Genomic DNA, 23,078 nt, shown 5'->3' with positions numbered 1-23,078 from the left:
CGCCCCCGGTCCCGCCGCGCCCAGAACCGCCGGTGGACGTCGTCACGGCCTTCCAGTTGCTGTACGCGGTCGCCGCGCTCGGGCTGGTCAACATGATCGCCTCGCTGCTCTCCGTCTACGCCGACCGCGACACCTACGTCGACCAACTGCTGCGCGACGTCGCGGCGCAGGACGCGACCGTGCAGATCGGCAGGGACACCGCGCAGACCCTGCTGGTGGTCGGGCTCGGCCTGACCGCTCTGATCGGACTCGGGGCGACGGCGCTGTATCTGCTGTTCGTCCACAAGATGCGGGCGGGCCGCAACTGGGCGCGCATGCTGGTGACGATGATCGGCGTGATGATGGTGTTCGTCGCGATCCCGTCCCTGTTCGGGCTCGGTGCCGGTGGCGGCGGCGCCGTCATCGTGGCGGGTGGTGCAGGCATCCTGCAGGCCGTCCTCGCGGTCGGGGCGATCGTGCTGATGCACCGCGGCGACTCCAACCGGTACTTCCTTCCCGGGGTGCAGCCGCGATGACATCGAACGGGGAGCGGGGGAGCAGGCCGCGTCCGGTCGAGGTCGCCTACTGGCTGTGGCTGGCGTGCGCGGCGCTGCTCGTGCTCTTCGGACTGCTGTCGATGACCGCGTCCGGGGACGCGGTGCGCGAGCAGCTGCTCGCCAATGGCGCGAGCCCCGACGACGTCGGCGCGCTCGTGACGCTGCTGCGCGGCTCCGGTGGCCTGGCCGTCGCGGTCGGACTGGGAATCGGGTTCCTGGCCGGCCCGGTCCGTGCCGGCGATGCGCGCTTCCGCCGTGCCGCGGTCGCGCTGTGCGGGGTGTACGCGGCGATCCAGTTGGTGTCCGTCGCGGCGGGCGTCGGTCAGCTGCCGACGCTGCTGACCGCCATCGGGATGGTCGTCGCCGCCGTGCTGGTGTACCTGCCGTCCGGCCGCGACTGGTTCGTTCGTGGCTGACGCCGTGTTCGCCGAACCGGGCGGACGCTGGCGCGTGGTGGCAATGGGACCGGCGCTCTGCCTGATCGTCCTCGTCGCCGACCTGTTCGTCGGGGCGGGGGTGCACGTGTTCGGGCTGACGCTCTTCGCGCTCGTGCTCGCCGCCCTGGTGGCGGTGCAGATCAAGGCGGCGCGCACGCACGCGAGCGTCGAGGTCACCGACACCATGCTGCGGTGCGGCACCGAGACGCTCGCGCTCGCCGACGTCGCGGAGGTGCTGCCTGCGGCGGATCCCTTCGCGGAGGATCTTCTGCCGTGGGAGACGGCACGCGCGCTCGGCGACCTGTCCGGGGTGCCGCGCCGCCGCACCGGGATCGGGTTGCAGCTGACCGACGGCGACCTGGTGCGGGCATGGGCGCGGGACGGGGACGGGCTGCGGGCGGCGCTGGAGGCCGCGGCGGGGTCGGCGGGTCGGGACGAGGGGAGCGGAACGTGACCGGTCGGGTTCGGGACGCCGCGGCGGTGGTGACGGCGGTGGTGGCATCGGTCGCCGCGGTCTGGTGCTGGACGCGCGGGGTGACGACCTCGGACTTCGCGCCGGTCGTCGACGGTGCCCCGCCGTTCACGGCGACGCACTACTCGGGGCCGTGGATCGGCGCCGCGAGCGCCGCGGTGATCGTGGCCGGCCTCGCTCTCCTCGACGTGTGGCGGCGCCGACACTGACAGGTGGTACCCAAGGGGGGTATCTTAGGGGTATGAACGGATACACGCCCGAGAAGGAGAACCTGCTCAAGCGGCTGCGCCGCATCGAGGGGCAGGTCGCGGGCATCTCGAGGATGGTCGACGACGACCGGTACTGCATCGACATCCTCACCCAGGTGTCCGCGGTGACCAGTGCGTTGCAGTCCGTTTCGCTCAAGCTGCTCGACGAGCACCTCTCGCACTGTGTCGTCGAGGCCGCGCGGAAGGGCGGGCCCGAGGCGGACGCGAAGGTCAAGGAGGCGTCCGACGCCATCGCCCGCCTCGTGAAGTCGTAGAACTGGAGACACCCGTGCAGAGCACCTACACCGTCACCGGAATGACCTGCCGGCACTGCGTCGCCTCGGTCACCGAGGAGCTCTCGGAGATCGACGGGGTCACCGCGGTCGCCGTCGACCTCGACAGCGGGCGGGTCGACGTGACGAGTGACGCCCCGCTCGACCTGGCCGCGGTGACCGCGGCCGTCGAAGAGGCGGGCTACGAGCTGGCATCGTGAGCACCGACGTCTCGGTGGCCGCCGCCGGTGTCGATCTCGACATCGGCGGCATGACTTGTGCATCTTGCGCGAACCGCATCGAACGCAAGCTCGGCAAGCTCGACGGGGTCACCGCGACGGTCAACTTCGCCACCGAACGCGCACACGTCACCCACCCGGACACGGTGACGCTCGGCGACCTCGTCGCGGCCGTCGAAGCGGCCGGCTACACCGCGACGGAAGTGCCGGCCGAACCGGAACCGGTTCCCGCGCACTCCGATTCGCTCGGACCGAGGCTGCTGGTGTCCGCGATCGCCGCGGTGCCGGTGGTCGCGGTGTCGATGGTGCCTGCGCTGCAGTTCGACCACTGGCAGTGGGTGTGCCTCGCGCTGACCACCCTGGTCGTGTTCTGGGGCGGCTACCCGTTCCACCGCGCTGCGCTGGTCAACGCCCGGCACGGCGCGTCGACGATGGACACCCTCGTCTCGCTCGGCACCCTCGCCGCGTACGGATGGTCGGTGTGGGCACTGCTGTTCGGCACCGCCGGACACGTCGGCATGACCCACGAGTTCTCCCTGCGCCTCGGGGCCCACGATCCGTCCAGCCAGCTCTATCTCGAGGTCGCGGCCGCGGTGACGGTGTTCCTGCTCGCGGGCCGGTACGCCGAGGCGAAGGCAAAACGGCGCGCCGGCGCCGCGCTGCGGTCCCTGCTCGAGGTGGGGGCCAAGGACGTCGCGGTGCTCGGCTCGGACGGCACGGAGTCGCGGATCCCGGTGGACCGCTTGACCGTCGGCGACCTGTTCGTGGTCCGCCCGGGGGAGAAGGTCGCCACCGACGGCATCGTGGTCCGCGGCCGCGCCGCCCTCGACACCGCCACGATCACCGGCGAGTCGGTCCCCGTCGACATCGCCGCGGGTGACGCGGTGATCGGCGGCACCGTGAACACCGACGGGCACCTGGTGGTGCGGGCCGAGAAGGTCGGCGCCGACACCCAGCTCGCGCACATCGCCCGGCTGGTCACCGAGGCGCAGAACGGCAAGGCCGCCGTCGCGCGGCTCGCGGACCGGGTCTCCGCGGTGTTCGTGCCGGTGGTGCTGGTGCTCGCCGCGGCCACCCTCGCCGGCTGGCTGGTCACCGGGCACGCCACCACCGAGGCGTTCACCGCCGCCGTCGCCGTGCTCATCGTCGCGTGCCCGTGCGCACTCGGGCTGGCCACGCCGACCGCGCTGCTCGTCGGCACCGGACGCGGCGCGCAGCTCGGCATCCTGATTCGCGGACCCGAGGTCCTCGAGCAGACCAAACGCATCGACACCGTCGTCCTCGACAAGACCGGCACCGTCACCACCGGGACGATGGCCGTCGGCCGGGTCGTCGCCGCGGCCGGGGAGGACCCGGACCGGGTACTGGCGCGGGCCGCCGCGGTCGAGTCCGCCTCGGAACATCCGGTGGCGCGGGCGATCGCCGCCGCCGGGACGGCATCGGCGGTGACCGACTTCGAGAACCGCGCGGGCCGTGGCGTCGTCGGCGTCGTCGACGGCCTGCGGGTCGTGGTCGGCAAGCCGGAACACCCGGTGCCGCCGGAACTGGCCGAGGTGTTCGCCTCCGGTGACACCGTGGTCGCGGTGTCGTGGGGTGGGGCGGTGCGCGGCGCGATCACCGTCGCGGACGCGGTGAAACCCTCCAGCGCCGAGGCGATCACGCGGATGCGGGAGCTCGGGATGACCCCGGTCCTGCTCACCGGCGACGGCGAGGCGGTCGCGCGGCGGGTCGCGGCCGAGGTCGGCATCGAGCGGGTGATCGCAGGCGTGCTGCCGGACGAGAAGGCCGCCGTGATCACCCGACTGCAGGGCGAGGGCCGCGCCGTCGCGATGGTCGGGGACGGCGTCAACGACGCCGCGGCCCTGGCCACCGCCGACGTCGGCCTCGCGATGGGTACCGGCACCGACGCCGCGATCGAGGCCGGCGACCTGACCCTGGTGCGCGGCGACCTGAGGTCGGTGCCGCAGGCGATCCGGCTCGCCCGCGCGACCCTCGGCACCATCGAGGCCAACCTGTTCTGGGCGTTCGCCTACAACGTTGCGGCGATCCCGCTCGCCGCCCTCGGCCTGCTCAACCCGATGATCGCCGGCGCCGCCATGGCGGCGTCCTCGGTGTTCGTCGTCGGCAACAGCCTGCGCCTGCGTCGCTTCCGCTGAGCCGACGCCGAACCCGATGGCCCTGAGCCGGGGCGGGCTCAGGCGATGATGCCGAGCTGTTGGAGATGCGTGACGTCGTCGCGCAGTCCCCAGTGCTCGACGACCCGGCCCTCGGGCGAGAACCGCATCCAGTGCATCTGGCGGAACCGGAACGCGCGGCCGGTCGGGGCGTTGCCCATGAACTCGCCCAGATGTGTTCCGGAGTACCAGTTCCGTCCGACGACGACGTCGCCGGACGCGACGAAGTCCTCGAAGTCCGTCCGGCTGTCGGGGAAGGCGGTCCGCAGCATCGTCACCAGCGCCCGGAGCGGAGCGGTGCCGTGGCGGTGTGGCTCCGGCGCGGTGTGATTGACCATGGCGGGGTCGAACAGTTCGTCGATCAGGTCGAGGCGGCCCTCGCGGAAGATCTCGTCGTAGATGCGGCGCATGGTGGCGATGTTCCGGTCGGCGATCGTGATGGTGTCGGTGGTGTTCGTCATGGTTTCAGCGTGGTGGCGGGCGCGCACCGCGCCCATCCCCACTAGCTGGGATCCCTGGACCGATTCGGCGCGGTTAGTCTTCGCCCATGACCGAATCCCAGGGTGACAGGCTGCAACGCGCGGTCGTGCGGCTGACGCATCGCGGTCTCGGGCTCGACGCGCTTCGCGAGGAACTCGACGCCCTCGTGCGCGGGTTCGTGCCCTGGGACGTGGCGGCCTGGTCGACCACCGATCCGGCGACGTTGTTGTTCACCAGCTGCGTGCTGAGCGGGCGTGCCGAGGACCACGAGGCCGAGGCCCGGCTCTTCGACAGCGAGTTCCGCGTCCCGGATGTGAACTCCTTCGCGGCGCTCGCCCGGTCGGTTCCGCCGGTCGCCGCGTTGCACGCCGCGACCGGAGGCCGGCTCGACCGGTCGCCGCGCTGGCAGACGATCCTCGAACCGATCGGTGTCACCGACGAGATCCGGGCCGCCTTCCTCGACGGGGCGAGTTGCTGGGGCACCCTGGTCGGCTATCGCATGGGCGGCGCCCCGTTCCGTGCGGACGAGGTGGCGCTGATCGCGCGGATCGGCACGCTGGTCGCGGACGGGTTGCGGCGCGCGATGCTGCACACCGCCGCGGACCGGGCGGTGGACGCGGTGGCGTCGCCGGGCATCGCCATCGTCGAACCGGGCGGCACGCTCGGCGACGTCACACCGCAGGCCGAGCGCTGGCTCGCCGAGATCGCGGACGGGAACGTGGTTCCCAGCGTCTTCCGGTCGGTGGCCGCCGCGGCGAGGTCCGCGGCGGACGGCGCGAGCGACCGGCCGGCGCACGCCCGGCTCCCGCGCCGTGGCGGTGGCTGGATCCTGGCGCACGGCTCGGTGCTCGCGGGTTCGGGTTCGGTCCCGGTGATCCTCGAGGCGGCGACCGAGAATCACCTGTCCGACGTGCTGGTGCGCGCGTACGGGCTGACGCCGCGCGAGCGCGAGATCACCGAACTGGTGCTGCGCGGCGCCTCGACCGACGCGATCGCGAAGGCCCTGTTCATCTCGGCGTACACCGTGCAGGACCACGTGAAGTCGATCCTCGCGAAGGCGGAGATCTCGAGCCGTCGTGATCTGGTGGCCACCCTGTACGGCCGCCACTACGCCCCGCTGACCGCCGCGGGTGCGATCCCGAGTCCGTACGGGTGGTACCTCGGGGCCTGAGCGGGATCCAGGTGCGCGGGATACCTGCTACTTGCCTTCTCACGCCCATACTTGAACAGTGTTCAAGTATGGGCGTGACGAGTGATGACGAGGTGCGGGACACTCGGGTGCTTGTGATCGGTGCCGGATTCGCCGGCCTCGGGATGGCGGCCGCGCTCCAGCGGTCCGGCGAGCGCGACTTCCTGGTGCTCGAGAAGGCCGGCGAGGTCGGCGGCACCTGGCGGGACAACACCTATCCCGGGTGCGCCTGCGACATCCCGTCCGTGCAGTACTCCTACTCTTTCGCCCCCGGCGCGGGGTGGAGTGCGGCGCGGGCGGCCCAGCCGGAGATTCTCGACTACCTCCGGGGCGTCGGTGCCGGGTTCCGCGACCGGATCGTGTTCGGCGCCGAGGTCGCCCAGGGTCGCTGGGACGAGGACGCGGCGCGCTGGTATGTGAGCACCGCCGACGGCCGCAGGTTCGCCGCGCGGTTCCTCGTCGTCGGGACCGGGGCGCTGCACCTGCCGAAGCTTCCGCGCATCCCGGGCATGGAGACGTTCACCGGTCCGGCCTTCCACACCGCCGAGTGGGACCACACGGTCGACCTCGACGGCAAGCGGGTCGCGGTGATCGGCACCGGCGCGTCCGCCGTCCAGGTCGTCCCCGAAATCGCCTCGCGGGCAGGTGAACTGCACCTGTATCAGCGGACCCCGGCCTGGGTGCTCCCGGCCCGGGGAATGCGGCCGCCGCGCCTGCCGCGGCTGGCCCGCACCGTCGAGTACTGGCGTGGGGAGGCGCTGGTGCCCGCCCTCGCCGGACCGCCCGCCGCGTCCGCCCGGCTGCGGCGCCGGGCGCTGCGCCACCTGCACCGGCACGTGGACGATCCCGCACTGCGTCGCGCGCTCACCCCGGACCACCGCATCGGCTGCAAGCGGATTCTCCACTCCGACAGCTACTTTCCCGCGCTCACCCGGCCCGGTGTCGAGGTGGTCACGGAGGCCGTCGAGCGGATCACCCCGGAGGGCGTCGTCACCGCGGACGGTGTCTCCCGACCGGTGGACGTGCTCGTCCACGCGACCGGATTCCGGGTCGCGGGTTCGCTCGCCCGGCTGCCGCTCGCCGGGCGGGACGGGGTCACCCTGCAGCAGTTGTGGCACCGCGGCGGCATCCGCACCCATCTCGGGATCACCGTCGCGGGACTGCCCAACGCGTTCCTGCTGTCCGGACCGAACACCGGGCTCGGCCACAACTCGGTGGTGTTCATGATCGAGTCGCAGGTTCGGTACGTCCTCGACGCGATCGCGACCGTGGACCGCGCCGGAGCCGTGGCACTGGATGTGCGTGAGGACGCGCAGGACGCCTTCCATCGCGACGTGCAGCGCCGGCTGCGGAGGGCGGTGTGGAGCACCGGCGGTTGCACCAGCTGGTACCTCGACGGTCAGGGCGTCAACCATTCGTTGTGGCCGGGATTCTCCTGGCGGTACCGGCTGCGGACCCGACGGGTGCGGCCGGAGGAGTACCAATTGAGCTACCCCCGACCTCGCTGAGCATTGCTGCGGGTCTCGATGGGGAGGTCACACTGGGGAGGGGCGCAACGCCCTCGGAGTACCGGCGGTCGGAGGTGTGTGAACGTGGACGGGTCGATTCTCCGCGGTGCGGTACTGGCGGCCGCCGTCCTGCTCGCCGGGTGTGCGCAGCCCGCCGACACCGGTGGGTCCACCGTCTCGACCGGCTCCGCCGGGGCCGCCGCGTACGCCGAGCCGCCCGCGATGGAGGTCACCACGGTCATCGACGGGCTCGCCACGCCGTGGGATGTCGTGGTGGCCCCGGACGGCGCGATCCTCACCGGCGAACGATCCGGCAGATTCGTCGTGCGGCGGGCCGACGGCAGCACCGGCGAGGTGACCGCGGACCTGTCGGACCTGTACGCCCGCGGCGAGACGGGCCTGATGGGTATCGCCCTCGACCGCGACTTCGCGGCGAACCGCACGCTCTACACCTGCCAGGGACATCAGGGTGCGGGCGGCCGGGACATCCGGGTGGTGTCCTGGACCGTCGACGCCGGGTGGACGACGCTCGCCCGCGGTGCCGACGTGCTCACCGGGTTCCCGCTCGCGGACAGCGGCAGGCACGGCGGCTGCCGCGTGCTCGCGCACCCCGACGGCACCCTCTACGTCGGTACCGGCGACTCCGCGTCCCCGACCGTGCCCCAGGACCGGGCGTCGCTCGGCGGCAAGGTGTTGCACGTCGACGTCGACGGCGCCCCGGCCGCAGGGAACCCGGACCCGTCCAGTCCGGTGTTCACCCTCGGGCACCGGAACGTGCAGGGCCTGGCCCTGCAGCCCGGGACCGGGCGGCTGTACGGCATCGAGCAGGGCACCCGGGTCGACGACGAGGTGAACCTGCTGACCGCAGGCGGCAACTACGGCTACCGGCCGGACCGGCGTCCCGGCGTCTACGACGAGTCGGTGCCGATGACCGACCCGGAGCGGGTGCCGGGAGCGATTCCCGCGGTGTGGAGTTCCGGTGCCCCGACGATCGCGACCCCGGGCGGTGCGTTCCTCCCCGGGACGAACTGGGGTGCGTGGTCGGGGGCGCTGGCGGTCACCAGCCAGCAGGCGCAGAAACTGGTGCTGCTGCGCCTGTCCGACGACGGGCGGTCGGTCACCGACGAGGCGTCGGCGCTCGAGGGCCGGTTCGGCCGGCTGCGCTCGGCCACGCCGGCTCCGGATGGCACGCTGCTCGTCACCACCGACAACGGGTCGGGCGACCGGATCCTGAGGGTAGCTCCCGCGGCGGGCTAGCGGGCGAAGCATCGCCCTGTCGAGGGCGGATTCGGGGCCGTCGGCCCCTCGATCAGGATCTACGCTGCAAGGGTCTGGATGATCTGTTGCGCGGCAGTGTGTTTCGTGGCCACGTCGCCGATGTGGTGGGGCGGGTCAGCTGGGGTAGGCGACTGCCGAGCCGCGGACCATGACGGCGACGCGGTCACCGGCGGCAACCGTGTCGGTTCCGAACCGGCGGACCGTGACTTGTTCACCGAGGAGGGTCTCGGTGTCGGGATCAAGCTGTATCTTGACCATGGTCTCGGAGCCGAGATAGTCGACCGCGAGCACGGTGCCGGTCACGCCACCCGCGCCGGGCCGCAGGTCGATCTGTTCCGGCCGGAGCATGATTCGGGCGTCACCGCGTACACCGCCCGCGGTGACGGCGATCTCGCCGAGCGCGCAGCGGGCCCGCCCGTCCTCGACGTGCGCGGACAGCACGACGGCGTCGCCGATGAACTGTGCGGTGGGGACGTCGACGGGGGTGGCATAGATTTCGCGGGGGGTGCCGATCTGGGCGAGCCGGCCCGCGCTCATCACCGCGACCCGGTCGGCGAAGGACAGGGCCTCGGGCTGGTCGTGGGTGACGAGGATGGTGGTGATTCCCGCCTTCGCGAGGACGTCGGCGACGATCCTGCGGGTGTTCGCCCGCAGGCCGGCGTCCAGTGCGGAAAACGGCTCGTCGAGCAGCATCAGGTCGGGTTCCCGGGCCAGGGCCCGGGCGAGGGCCACCCGCTGCTGCTGTCCGCCCGACAGCTGGTCGGGGCGCCGAGTGGCGTACGACGAGTCGAGCGAGACCATCTCGAGCAGCTCGGCGATCTTCGATGCGGTGCGTGCCCGGCGGGGCAGCCCGAACCCGACGTTCGCGCCGACGGTGGCGTGCGGGAACAGGGCACCGTCCTGGGCGACGTAGCCCACCGACCGTCGGTGCGCGGGCGTCCATCCGCTGCCCGCGACGACCCGGCCGGCCAGCGCGATCGTCCCGGCGTCCGGCTTCTCGAAGCCCGCGATCAGCCGGAGCAGGGTGGTCTTGCCACAACCGGACGGCCCGACGATCGCCGTGGTGGAGCCCGCCTCGACGGCGAACGCCACGTGCCGCAGCACCGTCGCGGCGCCGAACGATTTGTCGAGCCCGTCCACCTCGAGTGCGTATGTCATAGTCCGGCCACCTTTTTCGACTGGGTGAAGAGCACGTAGGTCATGGGCAGCGACAGCACGATCATGATCAGCGCGTACGGTGCCGCCCCGGCGTAGTCGATCTCGCTACTGAGGGCCCAGAACCCCATGGACAGGGTGCGGGTCCCGGTCGGTGCCAGCAGCAGGGTGGCGGTCAGTTCGTTGACGATCCCGAGGAACACCAGTGCTCCGCCCGCCGCGGCAGCCGGGGCGGCCAGCGGCAGCGTCACCCGGAAGAACGCCGAGGACGGTGAGATTCCGAGCGATTGCGCAGCCTCCTCGAGTCCGACGGGTGCCTGCGCGAGTCCGGCCCGCAGGTTCACCAGGGCGCGCGGCAGGAACAGGAGCGCGTAGGCGACGATCACGACGGTCACGGTCTGGTAGAGCGGGTGCAGATAGCGGATGGAGACCGTCACCAACGCCAAGGCGACCACGATGCCGGGCAACGAGCTGGAGATGTAGCTGCCACCTTCGAGGAAACGGCTGAACCGGCCGCGGTGGCGGATCGAGATCCAAGCGATCGGGAACGCGAGCACGCAGGTCACGACCGCGCCGGCGATCCCGAATCCGAGAGTCTGCAGCAATGCGGACGCGACGGTGTCCCACTCCCAGGCCGCGCTCCCGCCGATGGCGACCCACCGCACGACACTGACCACCGGGACACCGACGGACAACGCGACCAGCGCCCCGAGGAACAACAGCGCAACCGGCGAGTATCGCCAGCCGAGCTCGGCGGGTACGAACCTGCGGGCAGCGCCCGGGCCGATCCGGGCATATCGGGCGCTGCCCCGGACGGCCGACTCGAGTATCAGCAGGGACAGGCACAGCAGTACCAGGACGCCGGCGAGCATGGTGGCCGCGGCCCCGTTGAAGGTTGACTGGTACTGCTCGAAGATCGCGGTGGTGAAGGTGTCGAACCGGATGAAGACGAATGCGCCGTACTCGGCGAGCAGGTGCAACGACACCAACAATGCGCCTCCGGAGATGGCCAGGCGCAGCTGCGGGACCACGACGCGGAAGAAGACCTCCCAGGGCCCGGCGCCCAGGGCGCGTGCCGATTCCTCGACCGCCGGGTCCAGTCGGCGCAACGTCGCGGCCGTCGGGATGTAGACGAGGGGAAAGTAGGAAAGGGTTGCGATGAGGACGCCGCCCGGCAGCCCGCCGAGCGACGGGATCGTGGTCACCCAGGAGTAGCTGTTGACGAACGCCGGAATGGCCAGCGGTGCCGCGAGAAGGACCGCCCACACTTTCGCGCCGACCACCCGGGTGCGCTCCACGAGCCAAGCGGACGCGACACCGACGACGACGCAGATCGGCACCGTGACGACGACCAGCGTCACGGTATTGGTGAGAAGCTCCCGCACCCGAGGTCGGAACAACAGCGCCGACGCGGTGTCCCAGCCGGTGTCCAGGCTCGCCGCGACGATGTAGCCGAGCGGGATGAACGAGGCGGCCACCACGGCGAGCGCGGCAACGGACAGCGGGAGCGGAAGGCGCGGCCGACCGGCCGGGCGACGCGTGTTCGCGTCCCCCGGCCGGGCCCGGCCGATCAGTGCGAGATTCAGAGCAGACCCGCTTCGGTCATCAGCTCGGTCACCTGCGGGCTGTTCAGCTTCGCTGGGTCGACCTGCGGGGCCTGTAGATCGGCGAGGGGCACCAGCTTCGGGTTGGCGGGCACGCCGCTGCCCACGGTGTACTCGAACGACGTCCCGTTCTGGAGAACCTCCTGGCCCTTCTGGCCGGTGACGAACTTCAGGAACCGCTGCGCCGCATCCTGTTTGGTGCTCGATCGCAGAACTCCGCCACCGGAGACGCTGACGAATGCTCCCGGATCCTCGTTCTTGAAGTAGTGCAGGGCGACGTTGTTGCTGTTTTCGCCCGTCTTCGCCTGATCGCCGAACCAGTAGTAGTGGTAGATGACACCACCGGGGATCTCCCCGGCGTTGACGGCCTTCATCACCGTGCTGTTGCCCTTGTAGGTGCGGACGTTCTCCTTCATACCGGCCAGCCACTGGCGGGTGGCGTCCTCACCTCTGAGTTCGAGGAGCGCGCTGACGATGGCCTGGAAGTCCGCCCCCGACGGCGACGCGGCCCACCTGTCCTTCCACGCGGGGTCCTGCAGGTCGAGCAGCGACTTCGGTAGCTGGTCGGGGGGGAGCAGGTCCTTGTTGTATGCGAAAACGGTTGAACGGGCGGCGATTCCAGTCCACTTCCCGCTCGACGGCCGGTACTGGCTCGGCACCTGATCGAGGACGTCCGGCGCCACATCGGTGAACAGCCCGGCGTTCTCCACCAGGGTCATGGCCGGGGAGTTCTCGGTGAGGAACACGTCGGCGGGCGACTTGTCGCCCTCGGCGACGATCTGGTTGCCGAGTTCGGTGTCGCTGCCGTTGCGCAGCTCCACCTCGATGCCGGTCTCCGCAGTGAAGGCGTCGGCCCATTCCTTCGTCAGTGACTCGTGCTGGGCGTTGTAGACGGTGATCGTGTTGGCGGAGCCTCCCTCGGAGTCCGAACCGGAATTCGAACACCCCGACACCACCATCATCGCAGCGGCGGCCGCAGCCACCCCCGACATCAGCCCGATCCGTTTCCTCATCGCCCGTCCGTCCTTCTTCCCAGCGGGACTTCTCCCGGCTGTCTCCCCGACGATCTTGCCACTTGAAGGGTTGGCAACCCTCACCGGACGCGAGTCGAATGGGGTCCCGCCGGAGTAGATGCGGAAACGGCGAAAAGACCAGCCGTCCAGTCTGTTCCCGTGGAGCCCTTCGGTGCCGCCCCGCACGACTCTCCGGAGGTCAGAGACGGCATGCCTCATACAATCGACCGATGCCGAGCCAGTCCAACCGTGTCGAGCGCCGCCCCGGGGTACCCCTCGCGTGCCGGCTCGGCGAGTACGGCGATGCGGTCGCACTGGTCACGGAGGACGGTTCGGTGTCGTACCGAGACCTCGCCGACCGAGTCGCCGAGGTGGTCCACCGGCTGGGGGAGACCCGCCGTCTCGTGCTGATCGCCGGTGCCCACGAGATCGATCTGATCGTCGTCTACCTCGCGGCCCTGTCCGCCGGACATCCGGTGCTGCTGGTGCCTGGCGACAGGCCGGACAGCCTGGACTCCCTGATTGCCGAGTACCGCCCGGACGTGGTGGTGCGCGGGTGTGACAGCGCCGGACACGCGGTGCTCGAGGAGGTCCGCGCGGGCTCGGCGCACTCGCTGCACCCCGACCTCGCGCTGTTGCTCACCACCTCCGGGTCGACCGGATCGCCGAAGCTGGTCCGCCTGTCGCACCGCAACATTCAGGCCAACGCCGAATCGATCGCGCAGTACCTCGCCATCGTGAGCAGCGATCGGGCCGCGACGACCCTACCCATGCACTACTGCTACGGACTGTCCGTCATCCACAGCCACCTGCTCCGAGGTGCCGGCGTGATCCTGACGTCGCGTCCGGTCACCGACCCCGGGTTCTGGGAACTGTTCGCACCGCAGGCGGCACTTCCTTCGCGGGCGTGCCGTACACCTTCGACCTGCTCGACCGCATCGGGTTCGACGGTTTCGACCTGCCCGACCTGCGCTATGTCACGCAGGCCGGCGGCCGGCTGGCACCGGACCGGGTCCGGGCGTATGCCGAGTTGAGCCGGCGGCGCGGCTGGGAGCTGTTCGTCATGTACGGGCAGACGGAGGCGACCGCCCGGATGGCGTACCTGCCACCGGGGCTCGCAGCCACCCATCCCGAGGCGATCGGGCAGCCGATTCCGGGTGGATCCTTCCGGCTCGACCCCGTCGCCGACGCACCGGCCGGCGCCGGCGAGTTGGTCTACGAGGGGCCGAACGTGATGCTCGGCTACGCGCGTTCCGCCGACGACCTGCAACTCGGCGACACGCTCGGGGGCGAACTCCGCACCGGCGACCTCGCCCGGCAGCGCGGCGCAGGGTTGTACGAAGTGGTCGGCCGGCGCAGCCGGTTTGCCAAGATCTTCGGCCTGCGGATCGATCTCGAGCGCGTCGAGTCCTCCCTCGCGGAGAGCGGGCTGCGGACCTGCTGCGTTGGCGGTGCGGACGAACTGGTCGTGGTTGCCGAAAACGCCGACGCGGCCCTGGCCCGAGCGGCGGCCGCGAAAGCCGCCGGTCTTCCGGTCGGCGCGATCCGGGTGTGCGGCGTCGACGCGCTACCGCGCACCGCCACCGGCAAACCCGATTTTCAGGCCGCGGACGCCCTGGCCCGCGGCGACGAGACGCGGCAGGATACGCAGCCGATCACCGACACCGCGGCTCTGCGCGCACTGTACGCAGACATCCTGCACTGCCCGAACGTCACCGACGACAGCTCCTTCGTGAGCCTGGGTGGGGACTCGCTCTCCTACGTGCGGATGTCCCTGCGCCTCGAGCAGATGCTCGGCCATCTCCCCGAGGACTGGCACACAACCCGCATCGGGGATTTCACGCCGCGCCGCCGACGTCGGTGGCCGGCCGTGGAAATCAATGTGCTCCTCCGCGCGATCGCGATCGTCCTGATCGTGGGCTCGCACATCCACGTGTTCGCGATCCTCGGTGGGGCGCACGTGCTCCTCGGTGTCGCCGGCTACAACTTCGCCCGGTTCCACCTCAGCGGAGACGACCGCGCCGAACGGATGCGCCGCACTCTTCGGAGCGTGGCGCAGATCGCCATTCCGGCCATGGTGTTCATCGGTGGGGTCATCGCCTGGACCGGCGAGTACCGCGTCACCAGTGCGTTCCTGCTCAACGGGATCCTGGGTCCGCCTGGATGGACCATCGAGTGGCGGTACTGGTTCGTCGAGGCGATCGTCTACATCGTGCTGGTCGCTGCCGCCGTGCTGTACATCCCGCTCGTGGACCGCGCCGAACGCGCGTACCCCTTCCTTTTCGCGATGGGACTGGTCGCGGTCGGCCTGCTCACCCGATACGCAGTCGTCCCGGTCGACGATGGCACCAACCGCATCCTCACCGCGTCTGTGGTCTTCTGGCTGTTCGCCCTCGGCTGGGCCGCCGCCAAGGCCGGAACGGCCTGGCAGCGGATCTGTGTCACGGCGGCGATCGTGGCGACCGTGCCGGGCTTCTTCTTCGGCGACACCCAACGGGAAGTCATCGTCATCGCCGGACTGTGCCTGCTCGTGTGGGTCCGGTCCGTGCGCTGCCCCACTGCACTGATCCGGGTGGCGGGGATATTGGCGAGTGCATCGCTCTACATCTACATAACTCACTTCGAGGTATACCTGCCGCTCCGTGACCGGCATCCATGGCCGGCCTTCGCGCTGTCGATACTGGTCGGAATCCTCTACTGGCAAGCGGTGACCGTCGCGCACCGACTGATCGCCGCCACGGTGTCACGAGCGCGGATGTGCGCCCGGCGTCCATTCGAGCGTGCGAATGGGCGTCGATCAGGGAGGTCGCCGTGGTCGTACCCGACCCCGAGGGTCGAACCCCCATCTCGTGACACGTCATCGTCGGCGAGACCGGAAGGTGTGGAAGTTCCTCGCCTGCAAAGCCTTTGAATTCGTGTGTGACGGGTCCTGCTGTGTATGCGTGGGGCAAGCTAATCACTGAGCGGCGGCAGGGCGGGATGCAGCGACACCTCCTGCGCCTTGACCGCGAAAAACACCCGCCGACCGGGGACGAGGTCGAGGTCGGCGACTGCGGCCGGCGTCACGTCCGCGGCCAGGCCGGTGCCGCCGTCCGGACTCTCCTCGGCGCGGACCCGGATCGCGGTGCCGTGCAACTCCAGCTCGGCGATCGTGACGGCGAAGGCGTTGCGGGGGCTGGCGTGCGGGGGATCGGTGTGCACCGCCACCGCGCTCGGCCTGAACAGTGCGACCGCGGACGATCCGACCGCCGGGCCGTCCGCGCCTGCGGTCCCGGACACCCTCACGCCCCACGGCGACTCCAGCGTGCCGGGCCCGATCAGCGTGCCGGGAACGAGGTTCACGCCCGCGATCCGCGCGGCGAAGGCACTGCGGGGTGCGGCGAGGACGTCACGGACCGTGCCGGATTCGACGACGCGGCCCGACTCCACGACGATCACCCGGTCCGCGAGCGCGAGCGCGTCGAGCAGATCGTGGGTGACGATCACCGCGGTCCGTCGCTGCTCTCGCAGGATGCGGCGCAGCAGCCGCCGCAGCGCCGGTGCAACCGCCACATCGAGCGCGGCCATCGGCTCGTCGAGCAGCAGCAGTCGCGGCTCGGCGGCCAGCGCCCGGGCGATCGCGATCCGCTGCGCCTGGCCACCGGAGAGCTGCGAGGGCCGGCGATCGGCGAGGTCCTGCGCGTCCACCTCGCGCAGCCAGCGGTCGGCGGCGTCGCGGGACGCGCGGCGGGACAGCCCGCGACTGCGGGGTGCGAACGCCACGTTCGCCGCGGCGGTCATGTGCGGGAACAGCAGCGCCTGCTGGGACAGCAGCGCCGCTCCGCGGTCGTGCGGCGGGACGAACACCCCGGTCGCCGCGTCGGTGAGGGTGCGGCCGTCCAGGGTGACGTGGCCGTGGTCGGGTCGCAGCAGCCCGGAGATCAGCGACAGCAGCGTCGACTTGCCCGCTCCGTTGGGTCCCAGGACGGCCAGCACCTCACCGTCGGCGAGAGTGACCTCGAAGGCGGCGCCGCGGCGGTCGAGGCGGGCATCGACCCGCAGCACGCTCACAGGGCGCCCGCCGGGCGGCTGCGGTGCGTGAGCAGCACGATCACCGCCGCCACCACGATCAGGAGCAGGGACAGCGCGACCGCGGCCTCGGGGTCGGTCTCGCGCTGCAGATAGATCTCGAGCGGCAGGGTGCGGGTCACTCCCTGCAACGACCCGGCGAAGGTGATGGTCGCGCCGAACTCGCCGAGCGCGCGGGCGAACGCGAGGACGGCGCCGGACGCCAGTCCGGGCAGCACCAGCGGCAGCGTCACTCGGCGCAGCACCGTCGTCGGCCGGGCCCCGAGCGTCGCGGCGACCTCCTCGTACCGCCGGCCCGCCACCGTCAGTGCCCCCTCGAGGCTCACGACCAGGAAGGGCAGCGAGACGAACGTCTGGGCCAGCACGACCGCGGTGGTGGAGAACGCGATCCGGATCCCGAACGCCTCGAGCTGCTGGCCGAGCAGGCCGTTGCGACCGAAGGTGTACAGCAGCGCGATACCGCCGACCACGGGCGGCATCACGAGCGGCAGCAGTACCAGCGAGCGCAGCACCGAGCGGCCGCGAAACTGCCCGCGCGCCAGGACCAGAGCCATCGGAACACCGAGCAGGACGCAGGCCACGGTGCTCGCGGTCGCCGTTTTCAGGCTCAGGAGCAGGGCGGTGCGCGCGGATTCGGAGGTGATCAGGGAAACGAAGTTGCCCCAGTCGATTTCGAGCAGGACCGCGATCAGGGGCAGGATCAGGAAGGCGGCGCCGACGGCGGCGGGCAGGTACGCCACGGCGGGCAGCCCGATCCGGACCCGCCCGTCCGGGTCGTGACCCACCCGCCGCCCGGAGATCACGGTGCCGCGAATCCGGCCTCGGACAGCACCTTCCGGCCTTCGGGTCCCGTCACCAGTGCGACGAAGGCGGCCGCCGAGTCGGGGTTGTCCGACGCGCTCAACGTCGCGATCGGGTAGGTGTTCACCGCCCCGGCGGACTCCGGGAACGGGACCGCGGTGACCTTGTCGCCTGCGACGGTCGCGTCGGTGACGTAGACGAGACCGGCGTCCGCCTGACCCGAGGTGACCTTGCCGAGGACATCGGTGACCGAAGACTCCTCGCTGACCGGGGACAGCGTGACGTTCGTGGACTTCTCGATCTTCTCGGTCGCGGCGCCGCACGGTACCTGCGGGGCACACACCACCACCTGGATGCCGGGCCTCGCGAGATCGGCGAACGAGGTCACCTGCGCGGGATTGCCGGGCGGCGTGACGATCGTCAGGGTGTTGGTGGCGAAGTCCACCGGAGCGCCCGCGACCAGGTCCTGCGCCTTCGTCATGTTCGCTGTGTCCGCGGAGGCGAACACGTCCGCAGGCGCGCCCTGCCGGAGCTGCGCCACCAGGTCGGACGACCCGGCGAAGTTGAAGGTGACGGAGGTGCCGGGGTGCGCGGCCTCGAACTGATCACCGAGCTCGGTGAACGTCGACTTCAGCGATGCGGCCGCGAACACCGTCACATCGCCCGTCACCTCCGCCGAGCCGGCCGCGGTGGTCGCCGTCGCGGAGTCGTCGGTCGACGAGCTCGAGCAGCCCGCAAGCGCGGCGGTGGCGGCGAGGGCGGCGACCAGGGTTGCGAGTCTTCCGGTTGTCACGAGATGGTGTGTCACGAAGTTCCTTCGGGGGTTTCGACGATGACGGTGGTGGCCTTGACCATGGCGACGGCGACGGAGCCGGGTTCGAGCCCGAGTTCGCGCACGGACTCCGAACTCATCAGCGAGACGACGGTGAACGGCCCGCACTGCATCTGGACCTCGGCCATCACGGTGTCGGCGGTGACCTTGGTGACCAGGCCGACGAACCGGTTGCGGGCCGAGCTCGCCGTTCCGATCGGATTCGGCGGTGGGCTGGCGTGCTCGGTCGCGAACTCCGCGAGCACCCTGCCGTCGATCACCTTGCGGCCCGCCGCGTCCTTCTCGGCGACGAGGGCGCCGCTGTCGATCCAGCGGCGCACCGTGTCGTCACTGACCCCGAGCAGGCCGGCGGCGTCCTTGATGCGAAGCGACGGCATCGCGCTCCTTTCGCATTTGCGGAACATAACAGGTGGACTGTCGGTAATCGCGGATCATTCGAGACCAGTTTGCCGCAATCCCGGTTCCATGAGAAGACGGGGTCAGTACACGTCGCGCACGTAGCGTCTCTCGGCTGCGAGTGCCTTCACGTACGCCTCGGCGCTGCGCGGCGCCAGCCTGCCGTGCTGTGCCACGACGCCGCACAGTGCCTGATCGACGTCCCTGGCCATCCGGTTCGCATCGCCGCAGACGTAGAAGTGCGCACCGCCTTGCAACCACTCCCACAGCAGCGCACCCCGCTCCCGCATCCGGTCCTGGACGTAGACCTTCTCGGACTGGTCCCGGGAGAACGCGACGTCGAGTTCGGTGAGGAATCCGTCCTTGTGGAGTTGCTCGATCTCCTCGCGGTAGTAGAAGTCGGTGGCGGCGTGCTGTTCTCCGAAGAACAACCAGTTCGGTCCGGTGTGCCCCAATGCTCGTCGTTCGTGCAGGAAGGCGCGAAAGGGTGCGATGCCGGTACCGGGACCGACCATGATCATGGGGGTGCGGGAATCCGCCGGCGGCCGGAAATGGCGTGACTTCTGTACGTAGATCCCGATGTCGTCGGTTTCCGCACGGTCGGCGAGGTAGGTCGAGCACACCCCGCGACGAGCGGTGCCGTGGACGTTGTAGCGGACCGCGGAGACCGTCAGCTGCACCTCGCCGGGGTTCTCCTTGGGGCTGGACGAGATGGAGTACAGCCGTGGGGAAAGGGGTTTGAGGACGGTGAGCCAGGCGTCCACGGAGGCACGAACGGGGGACCGGCCGAGCAGGTCGAGGGATTGGCGGCCCCACAACCAGTCATCCAGAAGCGACTTGTTCTCCGGCTTCATCAGTTCGGCGAGGCCCTCGTCGCGGGTGTGTTCGTGCACGAACCGGAGCAGGTCGGCGGTGATGCGGGTGATGTCGAGCCGTTCGGTGAGGGCGGTGCGCAACGTCATCGGGCCGTGGTCCGCAAGGTCGACCGTCGCCTCGCCGTCGAGGCCGGTGACGGCGAGCCAGTCGTCCACGAAGGGTGTGCTGTTGCGCGGCCAGACCCCGAGCGCGTCGCCGGCCTCGTAGTCGAGGGTGCCGGCGGGCAGGTGGAACCCGAACTGTCGCACGTCTTTCGACGACCCCGGCAGCGAGAGCGGGACGTTGCGGGTCAGGGTGGTGAACAGTGGTTCCCTCTTGCCGTACCGCGTGCCCGCGGCGGGCGGCTTCGCAGCGGGTGCCGGAGACGAGATGACGGTGGTCGACGCCGGGGAGGGTTCGCCGCCACCGGCACCCGCGCCGACCCGGGCGGGTGCCGACCTGAGCGCCTCGGTGACTGCGGTGAGCCAGGTGGCGGCGGCGGTGTCGTAGTCGGGTTCGCAGTCGACTCGATCGAGGATGCGGGTGGCGCCGAGTTCGGTCAGCCGGGCGTCGAGTGTGCGTCCGTGGCCGCAGAAGTCGTCGTAACTGGAGTCGCCGAACGCGAGCACGGCGTAACTGGTGTCGGCGAGCCGCGGCGCGGTGTCGCCGGACAGCGCGTCCCACAGATCCGCCCCGTTGTCGGGCGCTTCGCCGTCCCCATAGGTGCTGGTGATCACCAGCAGCTCCCGGGTGGACGCGAGATCCGCGGCGGGGAACTCGTCCATGCCGCGCAGGACGGCCGGCAGTCCCGCCCCCGCCAGCGAGGCCGCACAGGTGGCCGCGAACTCCTCGGCGTTACCGGTCTGCGACGCCCAGAGCACCACGATCGGTGCACGTTCGGGAGTGGGTTCGCCGCTCGGTTCCGGGCCGGCGGGTCCGGAGGCGATCACCGGGAACTCGCTGTGCGGCGGCGCGACGGGAACGCCCCCGCCGGGCACCGGGCTCCGGGAGTACAACCCGGCGAGGACGCCATCCACCCACGCGCGGGTGCCGGGATCGAACGGGGCGCCCGCGGGCAGCGCCGGCACTCCGGAGGCACCACTCGCGGCGTCGGTCCTCAGTGCTGCGAGCAGGCCGGCGAGGTAGCGCCGCTCCACGTGCCCCAGCTCGGGCGCGGGCTCGTCGGCCACGCCCAGGATCTCCGCGAGAGTGTCGAGTCGGGGCACGCTGAACTCCTGCGTCGAGGGTTGTGCGGCGGAGCCGTCCGGCCGCTCCGCGGTGTCGGTGGCCGGAACATCGGTGACCGGAACATCGGTGGCGGCGACCTTGGTGAGAGTGACTGCGCAGGCCTTGAATTCGGGCTGCTGGGACACCGGATCGATCGCGTCGTTGGTGACGGCGTTGATCGCGAGGTACTCGCCGAAGGCGTCGTTCCAGTGGAACGGGGCGAAGCAGTTCCCCGGCCGCACCCGGTCGGTGACCACGGCGGGCAGGACGGCGCGGCCGCGGCGGGACGCGATCTCGATCCGATCGGTGTCCGTGACACCGAGGCGCTGCGCGTCGTCGGGGTGGATCTCGACGAACGGGCCGGAGTCGAGCTTGTTCAGCTTGGCGACCTTGCCGGTCTTGGTCATCGTGTGCCACTGGTGAGCCAGGCGACCGGTGTTGAGCAGGAACGGGTAGTCGTCGTCCGGCATCTCGGCGGGCAGCATGTGCGGGCGCGCGAAGAACACGGCCCGGCCGCTCTCGGTCGGAAACGCCAGCCGTGGGGTCGTGCCGTCCGGGCGGACGAGAAGGGTCTGGCTGACGCCGTCGTTGAGGTAGCGGATCGGGTGGCGGTCGCTGTCGACGCCGGGCGGGCACGGCCACTGGATCGGGGTCTCGCGCAGCCGCTGGTAGCCGATCCCGCGCAGGTCGTATCCGGTTCGGGGATTCCAGAACTGCGTGATCTCCTCGAACACCTCCTCCGCCGACGAGTACGTGAAGGCGTCCGCGTAGCCCATCGCGCAGGCGATCCGGGCGATGATCTGCCAGTCCGGGAGAGCCTGCCCGACCGGGTCGACCGCCTGTTGGAACAGGGTGAGGTTGCGTTCGGAGTTGATCATCACCCCGTCCGACTCGGTCCACAGAGTCGCGGGCAGCAGGACGTCGGCGTACTCGTTGGTCTCCGTCTCGAGGAACGCGTCCTGGGTGATCACCAGGTCCGCCCTCTCGAGTCCTGCGAGGACGGTCTTTCGATTGGCCACGGTGGCAACGGGATTGGTGCAGATGATCCAGCATGCCCTGATCTCGCCGTCGGCCATCCGGGAGAACATGTCGATGGTGCCGCCGCCGACCTCGGTGCGCAGGGTGCCGCGCGGGATGCCCCATCGATCCTCGACGAACTCACGGTCGGCGTCGACGGTCACCGACCGCTGACCCGGCAGACCCGGTCCCATGTAGCCCATCTCCCGACCGCCCATGGCGTTCGGCTGCCCGGTCAGGGAGAAGGGGCCGCTGCCGGGTCTGCAGATGGCGCCGGTCGCCAGATGCAGGTTGCAGAGGGCGTTGGTGTTCCAGGTGCCGTGGGTGCTCTGGTTGAGGCCCATCGTCCACAGGCTCATCCAGTTCCCGGCCTCGCCGATCCACCTTGCCGCGATGCGGATGTCGGCCTCGGGGATGCCCGTGATCTCGCCGACCCGGTCCGGGGTGAACTCCTCCAGGAATCCGGGCATCGCGTCCCAGCCCTCGGTGAATTCGGCGATGAACTCGGGGTCGGTGTGCCCGTTCGCCACGATCAGGTGCAGCAGTCCGTTGAGCAGGGCGAGGTCCGTGCCGGGCGCGATCTGCAGGAACAGGTCGGCCTTCTCCGCGGTCGCGCTGCGCCGGGGGTCGACGACGATCACCTTCGCGCCTGCCTTGGCCCGGTCCATCATCCGCAGGAACAGGATCGGGTGGCAGTCCGCCATGTTCGCGCCGATCACGAAGAAGGCATCGGCGTGGTCGAAGTCCTGGTACGACCCGGGCGGTCCGTCCGCGCCGAGGGACTGCTTGTAGCCGGTTCCGGCGCTGGCCATGCACAGCCGCGAGTTCGACTCGATCTGATTCGTGCCGATGAACCCCTTGGCCAGCTTGTTCGACAGGTACTGGGCTTCGAGCGACATCTGCCCCGAGACGTAGAGCGCGACGGCGTCCGGTCCGTGCTCGTCGACGATCGTCCGCAGCCCTCGCGCGGTGTCGGCGATCGCGGCATCCATGTCGGCGGCCTCGACCGGCGCGCCGCGCTCGGGGCGCCGGTACGGCGTTTCCATCCGCCCGGGGCCGGCGAGCATGTCGGCGGTGGTCGCGCCCTTGGTGCAGAGCCTGCCGAAGTTGGTGGGGTGGGTCTTGCGGCCGGACGACTTCGCGGCCCAGCGGCGCCCCGTCTCCGGGTCGGTGGTGATCTCGAGGACCAGTCCGCACCCCACCCCGCAGTAGGCGCAGAGCGTGTCGACCATGTCGGCGTCGCCGGATGCGCCCACGTGCTCCTCCTCGATTCCCGG

19 protein-coding genes and 1 pseudogene are annotated in these 23,078 nt (G+C 70.7%); 11 read left to right on the top strand and 9 right to left on the bottom strand.

What is annotated here, in order from left to right; genetic code table 11:
- The first annotated feature begins 32 nt into the window (after nt 1-32).
- The 7 genes from ACWDU4_RS18940 to ACWDU4_RS18910 are packed head-to-tail and all read left to right on the top strand — an operon-like array spanning nt 33 to nt 4,360.
- Complete coding sequence (locus tag ACWDU4_RS18940; protein WP_450115455.1) at nt 33-515, top strand: hypothetical protein; 483 nt, start codon at nt 33-35, stop codon at nt 513-515.
- The gene (locus ACWDU4_RS18935; protein ID WP_450115454.1) at nt 512-952 is read left to right on the top strand and encodes a hypothetical protein; all 441 of its coding nucleotides are present in this window, start codon (nt 512-514) and stop codon (nt 950-952) included. Before ACWDU4_RS18940 ends, ACWDU4_RS18935 begins: the two co-directional genes overlap by 4 nt.
- The gene (locus tag ACWDU4_RS18930) at nt 945-1,427 is read left to right on the top strand and encodes a hypothetical protein (RefSeq protein WP_450115453.1); all 483 of its coding nucleotides are present in this window, start codon (nt 945-947) and stop codon (nt 1,425-1,427) included. Before ACWDU4_RS18935 ends, ACWDU4_RS18930 begins: the two co-directional genes overlap by 8 nt.
- Nucleotides 1,424-1,654 (top strand): hypothetical protein, encoded by a 231-nt coding sequence (locus ACWDU4_RS18925; protein ID WP_450115452.1) that lies wholly within the window; start codon nt 1,424-1,426, stop codon nt 1,652-1,654. Before ACWDU4_RS18930 ends, ACWDU4_RS18925 begins: the two co-directional genes overlap by 4 nt.
- Nucleotides 1,655-1,686: 32 nt before the next feature.
- Nucleotides 1,687-1,968: a metal-sensitive transcriptional regulator gene (locus tag ACWDU4_RS18920; protein ID WP_450115451.1), complete on the top strand. Its 282-nt coding sequence runs from the start codon at nt 1,687-1,689 to the stop codon at nt 1,966-1,968.
- Nucleotides 1,969-2,009: 41 nt separating this feature from the next.
- Complete coding sequence (locus ACWDU4_RS18915; RefSeq protein WP_450115479.1) at nt 2,010-2,186, top strand: heavy-metal-associated domain-containing protein; 177 nt, start codon at nt 2,010-2,012, stop codon at nt 2,184-2,186.
- Nucleotides 2,183-4,360: a heavy metal translocating P-type ATPase gene (locus ACWDU4_RS18910; RefSeq protein WP_450115450.1), complete on the top strand. Its 2,178-nt coding sequence runs from the start codon at nt 2,183-2,185 to the stop codon at nt 4,358-4,360. Before ACWDU4_RS18915 ends, ACWDU4_RS18910 begins: the two co-directional genes overlap by 4 nt.
- Nucleotides 4,361-4,398: 38 nt before the next feature.
- On the opposite strand, the gene ACWDU4_RS18905 is transcribed toward ACWDU4_RS18910, so the two are convergent.
- Nucleotides 4,399-4,839 (bottom strand): ester cyclase, encoded by a 441-nt coding sequence (locus ACWDU4_RS18905; RefSeq protein WP_450115449.1) that lies wholly within the window; start codon nt 4,837-4,839, stop codon nt 4,399-4,401.
- Between the two features lie 86 nt (nt 4,840-4,925).
- Here ACWDU4_RS18905 and ACWDU4_RS18900 point away from each other — a divergent pair, with 86 nt between their 5' ends.
- The 3 genes from ACWDU4_RS18900 to ACWDU4_RS18890 all read left to right on the top strand — a co-directional run bounded on the left by ACWDU4_RS18900 (nt 4,926) and on the right by ACWDU4_RS18890 (nt 8,812).
- Nucleotides 4,926-6,029 carry a LuxR C-terminal-related transcriptional regulator gene (locus ACWDU4_RS18900; protein ID WP_450115448.1) on the top strand — a complete coding sequence of 368 codons (1,104 nt, stop codon included), beginning with the start codon at nt 4,926-4,928 and terminating at the stop codon, nt 6,027-6,029.
- Between the two features lie 68 nt (nt 6,030-6,097).
- Nucleotides 6,098-7,555 carry a flavin-containing monooxygenase gene (locus ACWDU4_RS18895; RefSeq protein ID WP_450115447.1) on the top strand — a complete coding sequence of 486 codons (1,458 nt, stop codon included), beginning with the start codon at nt 6,098-6,100 and terminating at the stop codon, nt 7,553-7,555.
- Between the two features lie 114 nt (nt 7,556-7,669).
- A complete protein-coding gene (locus ACWDU4_RS18890) occupies nt 7,670-8,812 on the top strand; it encodes a PQQ-dependent sugar dehydrogenase (protein WP_450115478.1) in 1,143 nt (380 codons plus the stop codon).
- A 135-nt stretch (nt 8,813-8,947) separates the two neighbouring features.
- On the opposite strand, the gene ACWDU4_RS18885 is transcribed toward ACWDU4_RS18890, so the two are convergent.
- Genes ACWDU4_RS18885 through ACWDU4_RS18875 form a run of 3 tightly spaced genes read right to left on the bottom strand, consistent with a single transcriptional unit; the run spans nt 8,948 to nt 12,605 of the window.
- Entirely contained in the window at nt 8,948-9,991 is a 1,044-nt protein-coding gene (locus ACWDU4_RS18885) for an ABC transporter ATP-binding protein (protein WP_450115446.1), read from the bottom strand.
- Nucleotides 9,988-11,562: an ABC transporter permease gene (locus ACWDU4_RS18880; protein WP_450115477.1), complete on the bottom strand. Its 1,575-nt coding sequence runs from the start codon at nt 11,560-11,562 to the stop codon at nt 9,988-9,990. The genes ACWDU4_RS18885 and ACWDU4_RS18880 overlap by 4 nt, the downstream gene beginning before the upstream one ends.
- 8 nt (nt 11,563-11,570) lie before the next feature.
- The gene (locus ACWDU4_RS18875) at nt 11,571-12,605 is read right to left on the bottom strand and encodes an iron ABC transporter substrate-binding protein (RefSeq protein ID WP_450115445.1); all 1,035 of its coding nucleotides are present in this window, start codon (nt 12,603-12,605) and stop codon (nt 11,571-11,573) included.
- Nucleotides 12,606-12,835: 230 nt separating this feature from the next.
- On the opposite strand from ACWDU4_RS18875, the pseudogene ACWDU4_RS18870 reads away from it, so the two are divergent.
- Nucleotides 12,836-15,516, top strand: a pseudogene (locus tag ACWDU4_RS18870) (AMP-binding protein).
- A 41-nt stretch (nt 15,517-15,557) separates the two neighbouring features.
- Here ACWDU4_RS18870 and ACWDU4_RS18865 read toward each other — a convergent pair.
- From ACWDU4_RS18865 to ACWDU4_RS18845, 5 genes are all read right to left on the bottom strand, one after another.
- Nucleotides 15,558-16,655: a sulfate/molybdate ABC transporter ATP-binding protein gene (locus tag ACWDU4_RS18865; RefSeq protein ID WP_450115444.1), complete on the bottom strand. Its 1,098-nt coding sequence runs from the start codon at nt 16,653-16,655 to the stop codon at nt 15,558-15,560.
- Entirely contained in the window at nt 16,652-17,473 is an 822-nt protein-coding gene (locus ACWDU4_RS18860; protein WP_450115476.1) for an ABC transporter permease, read from the bottom strand. The genes ACWDU4_RS18865 and ACWDU4_RS18860 overlap by 4 nt, the downstream gene beginning before the upstream one ends.
- Nucleotides 17,473-18,267, bottom strand: a complete 795-nt coding sequence (gene modA, locus ACWDU4_RS18855) for a molybdate ABC transporter substrate-binding protein (RefSeq protein WP_450115443.1) — start codon at nt 18,265-18,267, stop codon at nt 17,473-17,475. The genes ACWDU4_RS18860 and modA overlap by 1 nt, the downstream gene beginning before the upstream one ends.
- Before the next feature lie 11 nt (nt 18,268-18,278).
- Complete coding sequence (locus tag ACWDU4_RS18850; protein WP_450115442.1) at nt 18,279-18,683, bottom strand: TOBE domain-containing protein; 405 nt, start codon at nt 18,681-18,683, stop codon at nt 18,279-18,281.
- A 102-nt stretch (nt 18,684-18,785) separates the two neighbouring features.
- Nucleotides 18,786-23,033 carry a molybdopterin-dependent oxidoreductase gene (locus ACWDU4_RS18845; protein ID WP_450115475.1) on the bottom strand — a complete coding sequence of 1,416 codons (4,248 nt, stop codon included), beginning with the start codon at nt 23,031-23,033 and terminating at the stop codon, nt 18,786-18,788.
- Nucleotides 23,034-23,078 lie beyond the last annotated feature (45 nt).

The sequence above is a fragment of the Rhodococcus sp. NPDC003348 genome (assembly GCF_053589375.1).
The sequence above is the reverse complement of the archived record's forward strand: the minus strand, read 5'-3'. Positions and strand labels throughout refer to the sequence as shown.

Coding starts and splice junctions, on each gene's coding strand:
- ACWDU4_RS18845 (WP_450115475.1), bottom strand. CDS start 23,033: ATGGTCGACACGCTCTGCGCCTACTGCGGGGTGGGGTGCGGACTGGTC.
- ACWDU4_RS18885 (WP_450115446.1), bottom strand. CDS start 9,991: ATGACATACGCACTCGAGGTGGACGGGCTCGACAAATCGTTCGGCGCC.
- ACWDU4_RS18895 (WP_450115447.1), top strand. CDS start 6,098: ATGGGCGTGACGAGTGATGACGAGGTGCGGGACACTCGGGTGCTTGTG.
- ACWDU4_RS18915 (WP_450115479.1), top strand. CDS start 2,010: ATGACCTGCCGGCACTGCGTCGCCTCGGTCACCGAGGAGCTCTCGGAG.
- ACWDU4_RS18900 (WP_450115448.1), top strand. CDS start 4,926: ATGACCGAATCCCAGGGTGACAGGCTGCAACGCGCGGTCGTGCGGCTG.
- ACWDU4_RS18905 (WP_450115449.1), bottom strand. CDS start 4,839: ATGACGAACACCACCGACACCATCACGATCGCCGACCGGAACATCGCC.
- ACWDU4_RS18935 (WP_450115454.1), top strand. CDS start 512: ATGACATCGAACGGGGAGCGGGGGAGCAGGCCGCGTCCGGTCGAGGTC.
- ACWDU4_RS18875 (WP_450115445.1), bottom strand. CDS start 12,605: ATGAGGAAACGGATCGGGCTGATGTCGGGGGTGGCTGCGGCCGCCGCT.
- ACWDU4_RS18850 (WP_450115442.1), bottom strand. CDS start 18,683: ATGCCGTCGCTTCGCATCAAGGACGCCGCCGGCCTGCTCGGGGTCAGT.
- ACWDU4_RS18920 (WP_450115451.1), top strand. CDS start 1,687: ATGAACGGATACACGCCCGAGAAGGAGAACCTGCTCAAGCGGCTGCGC.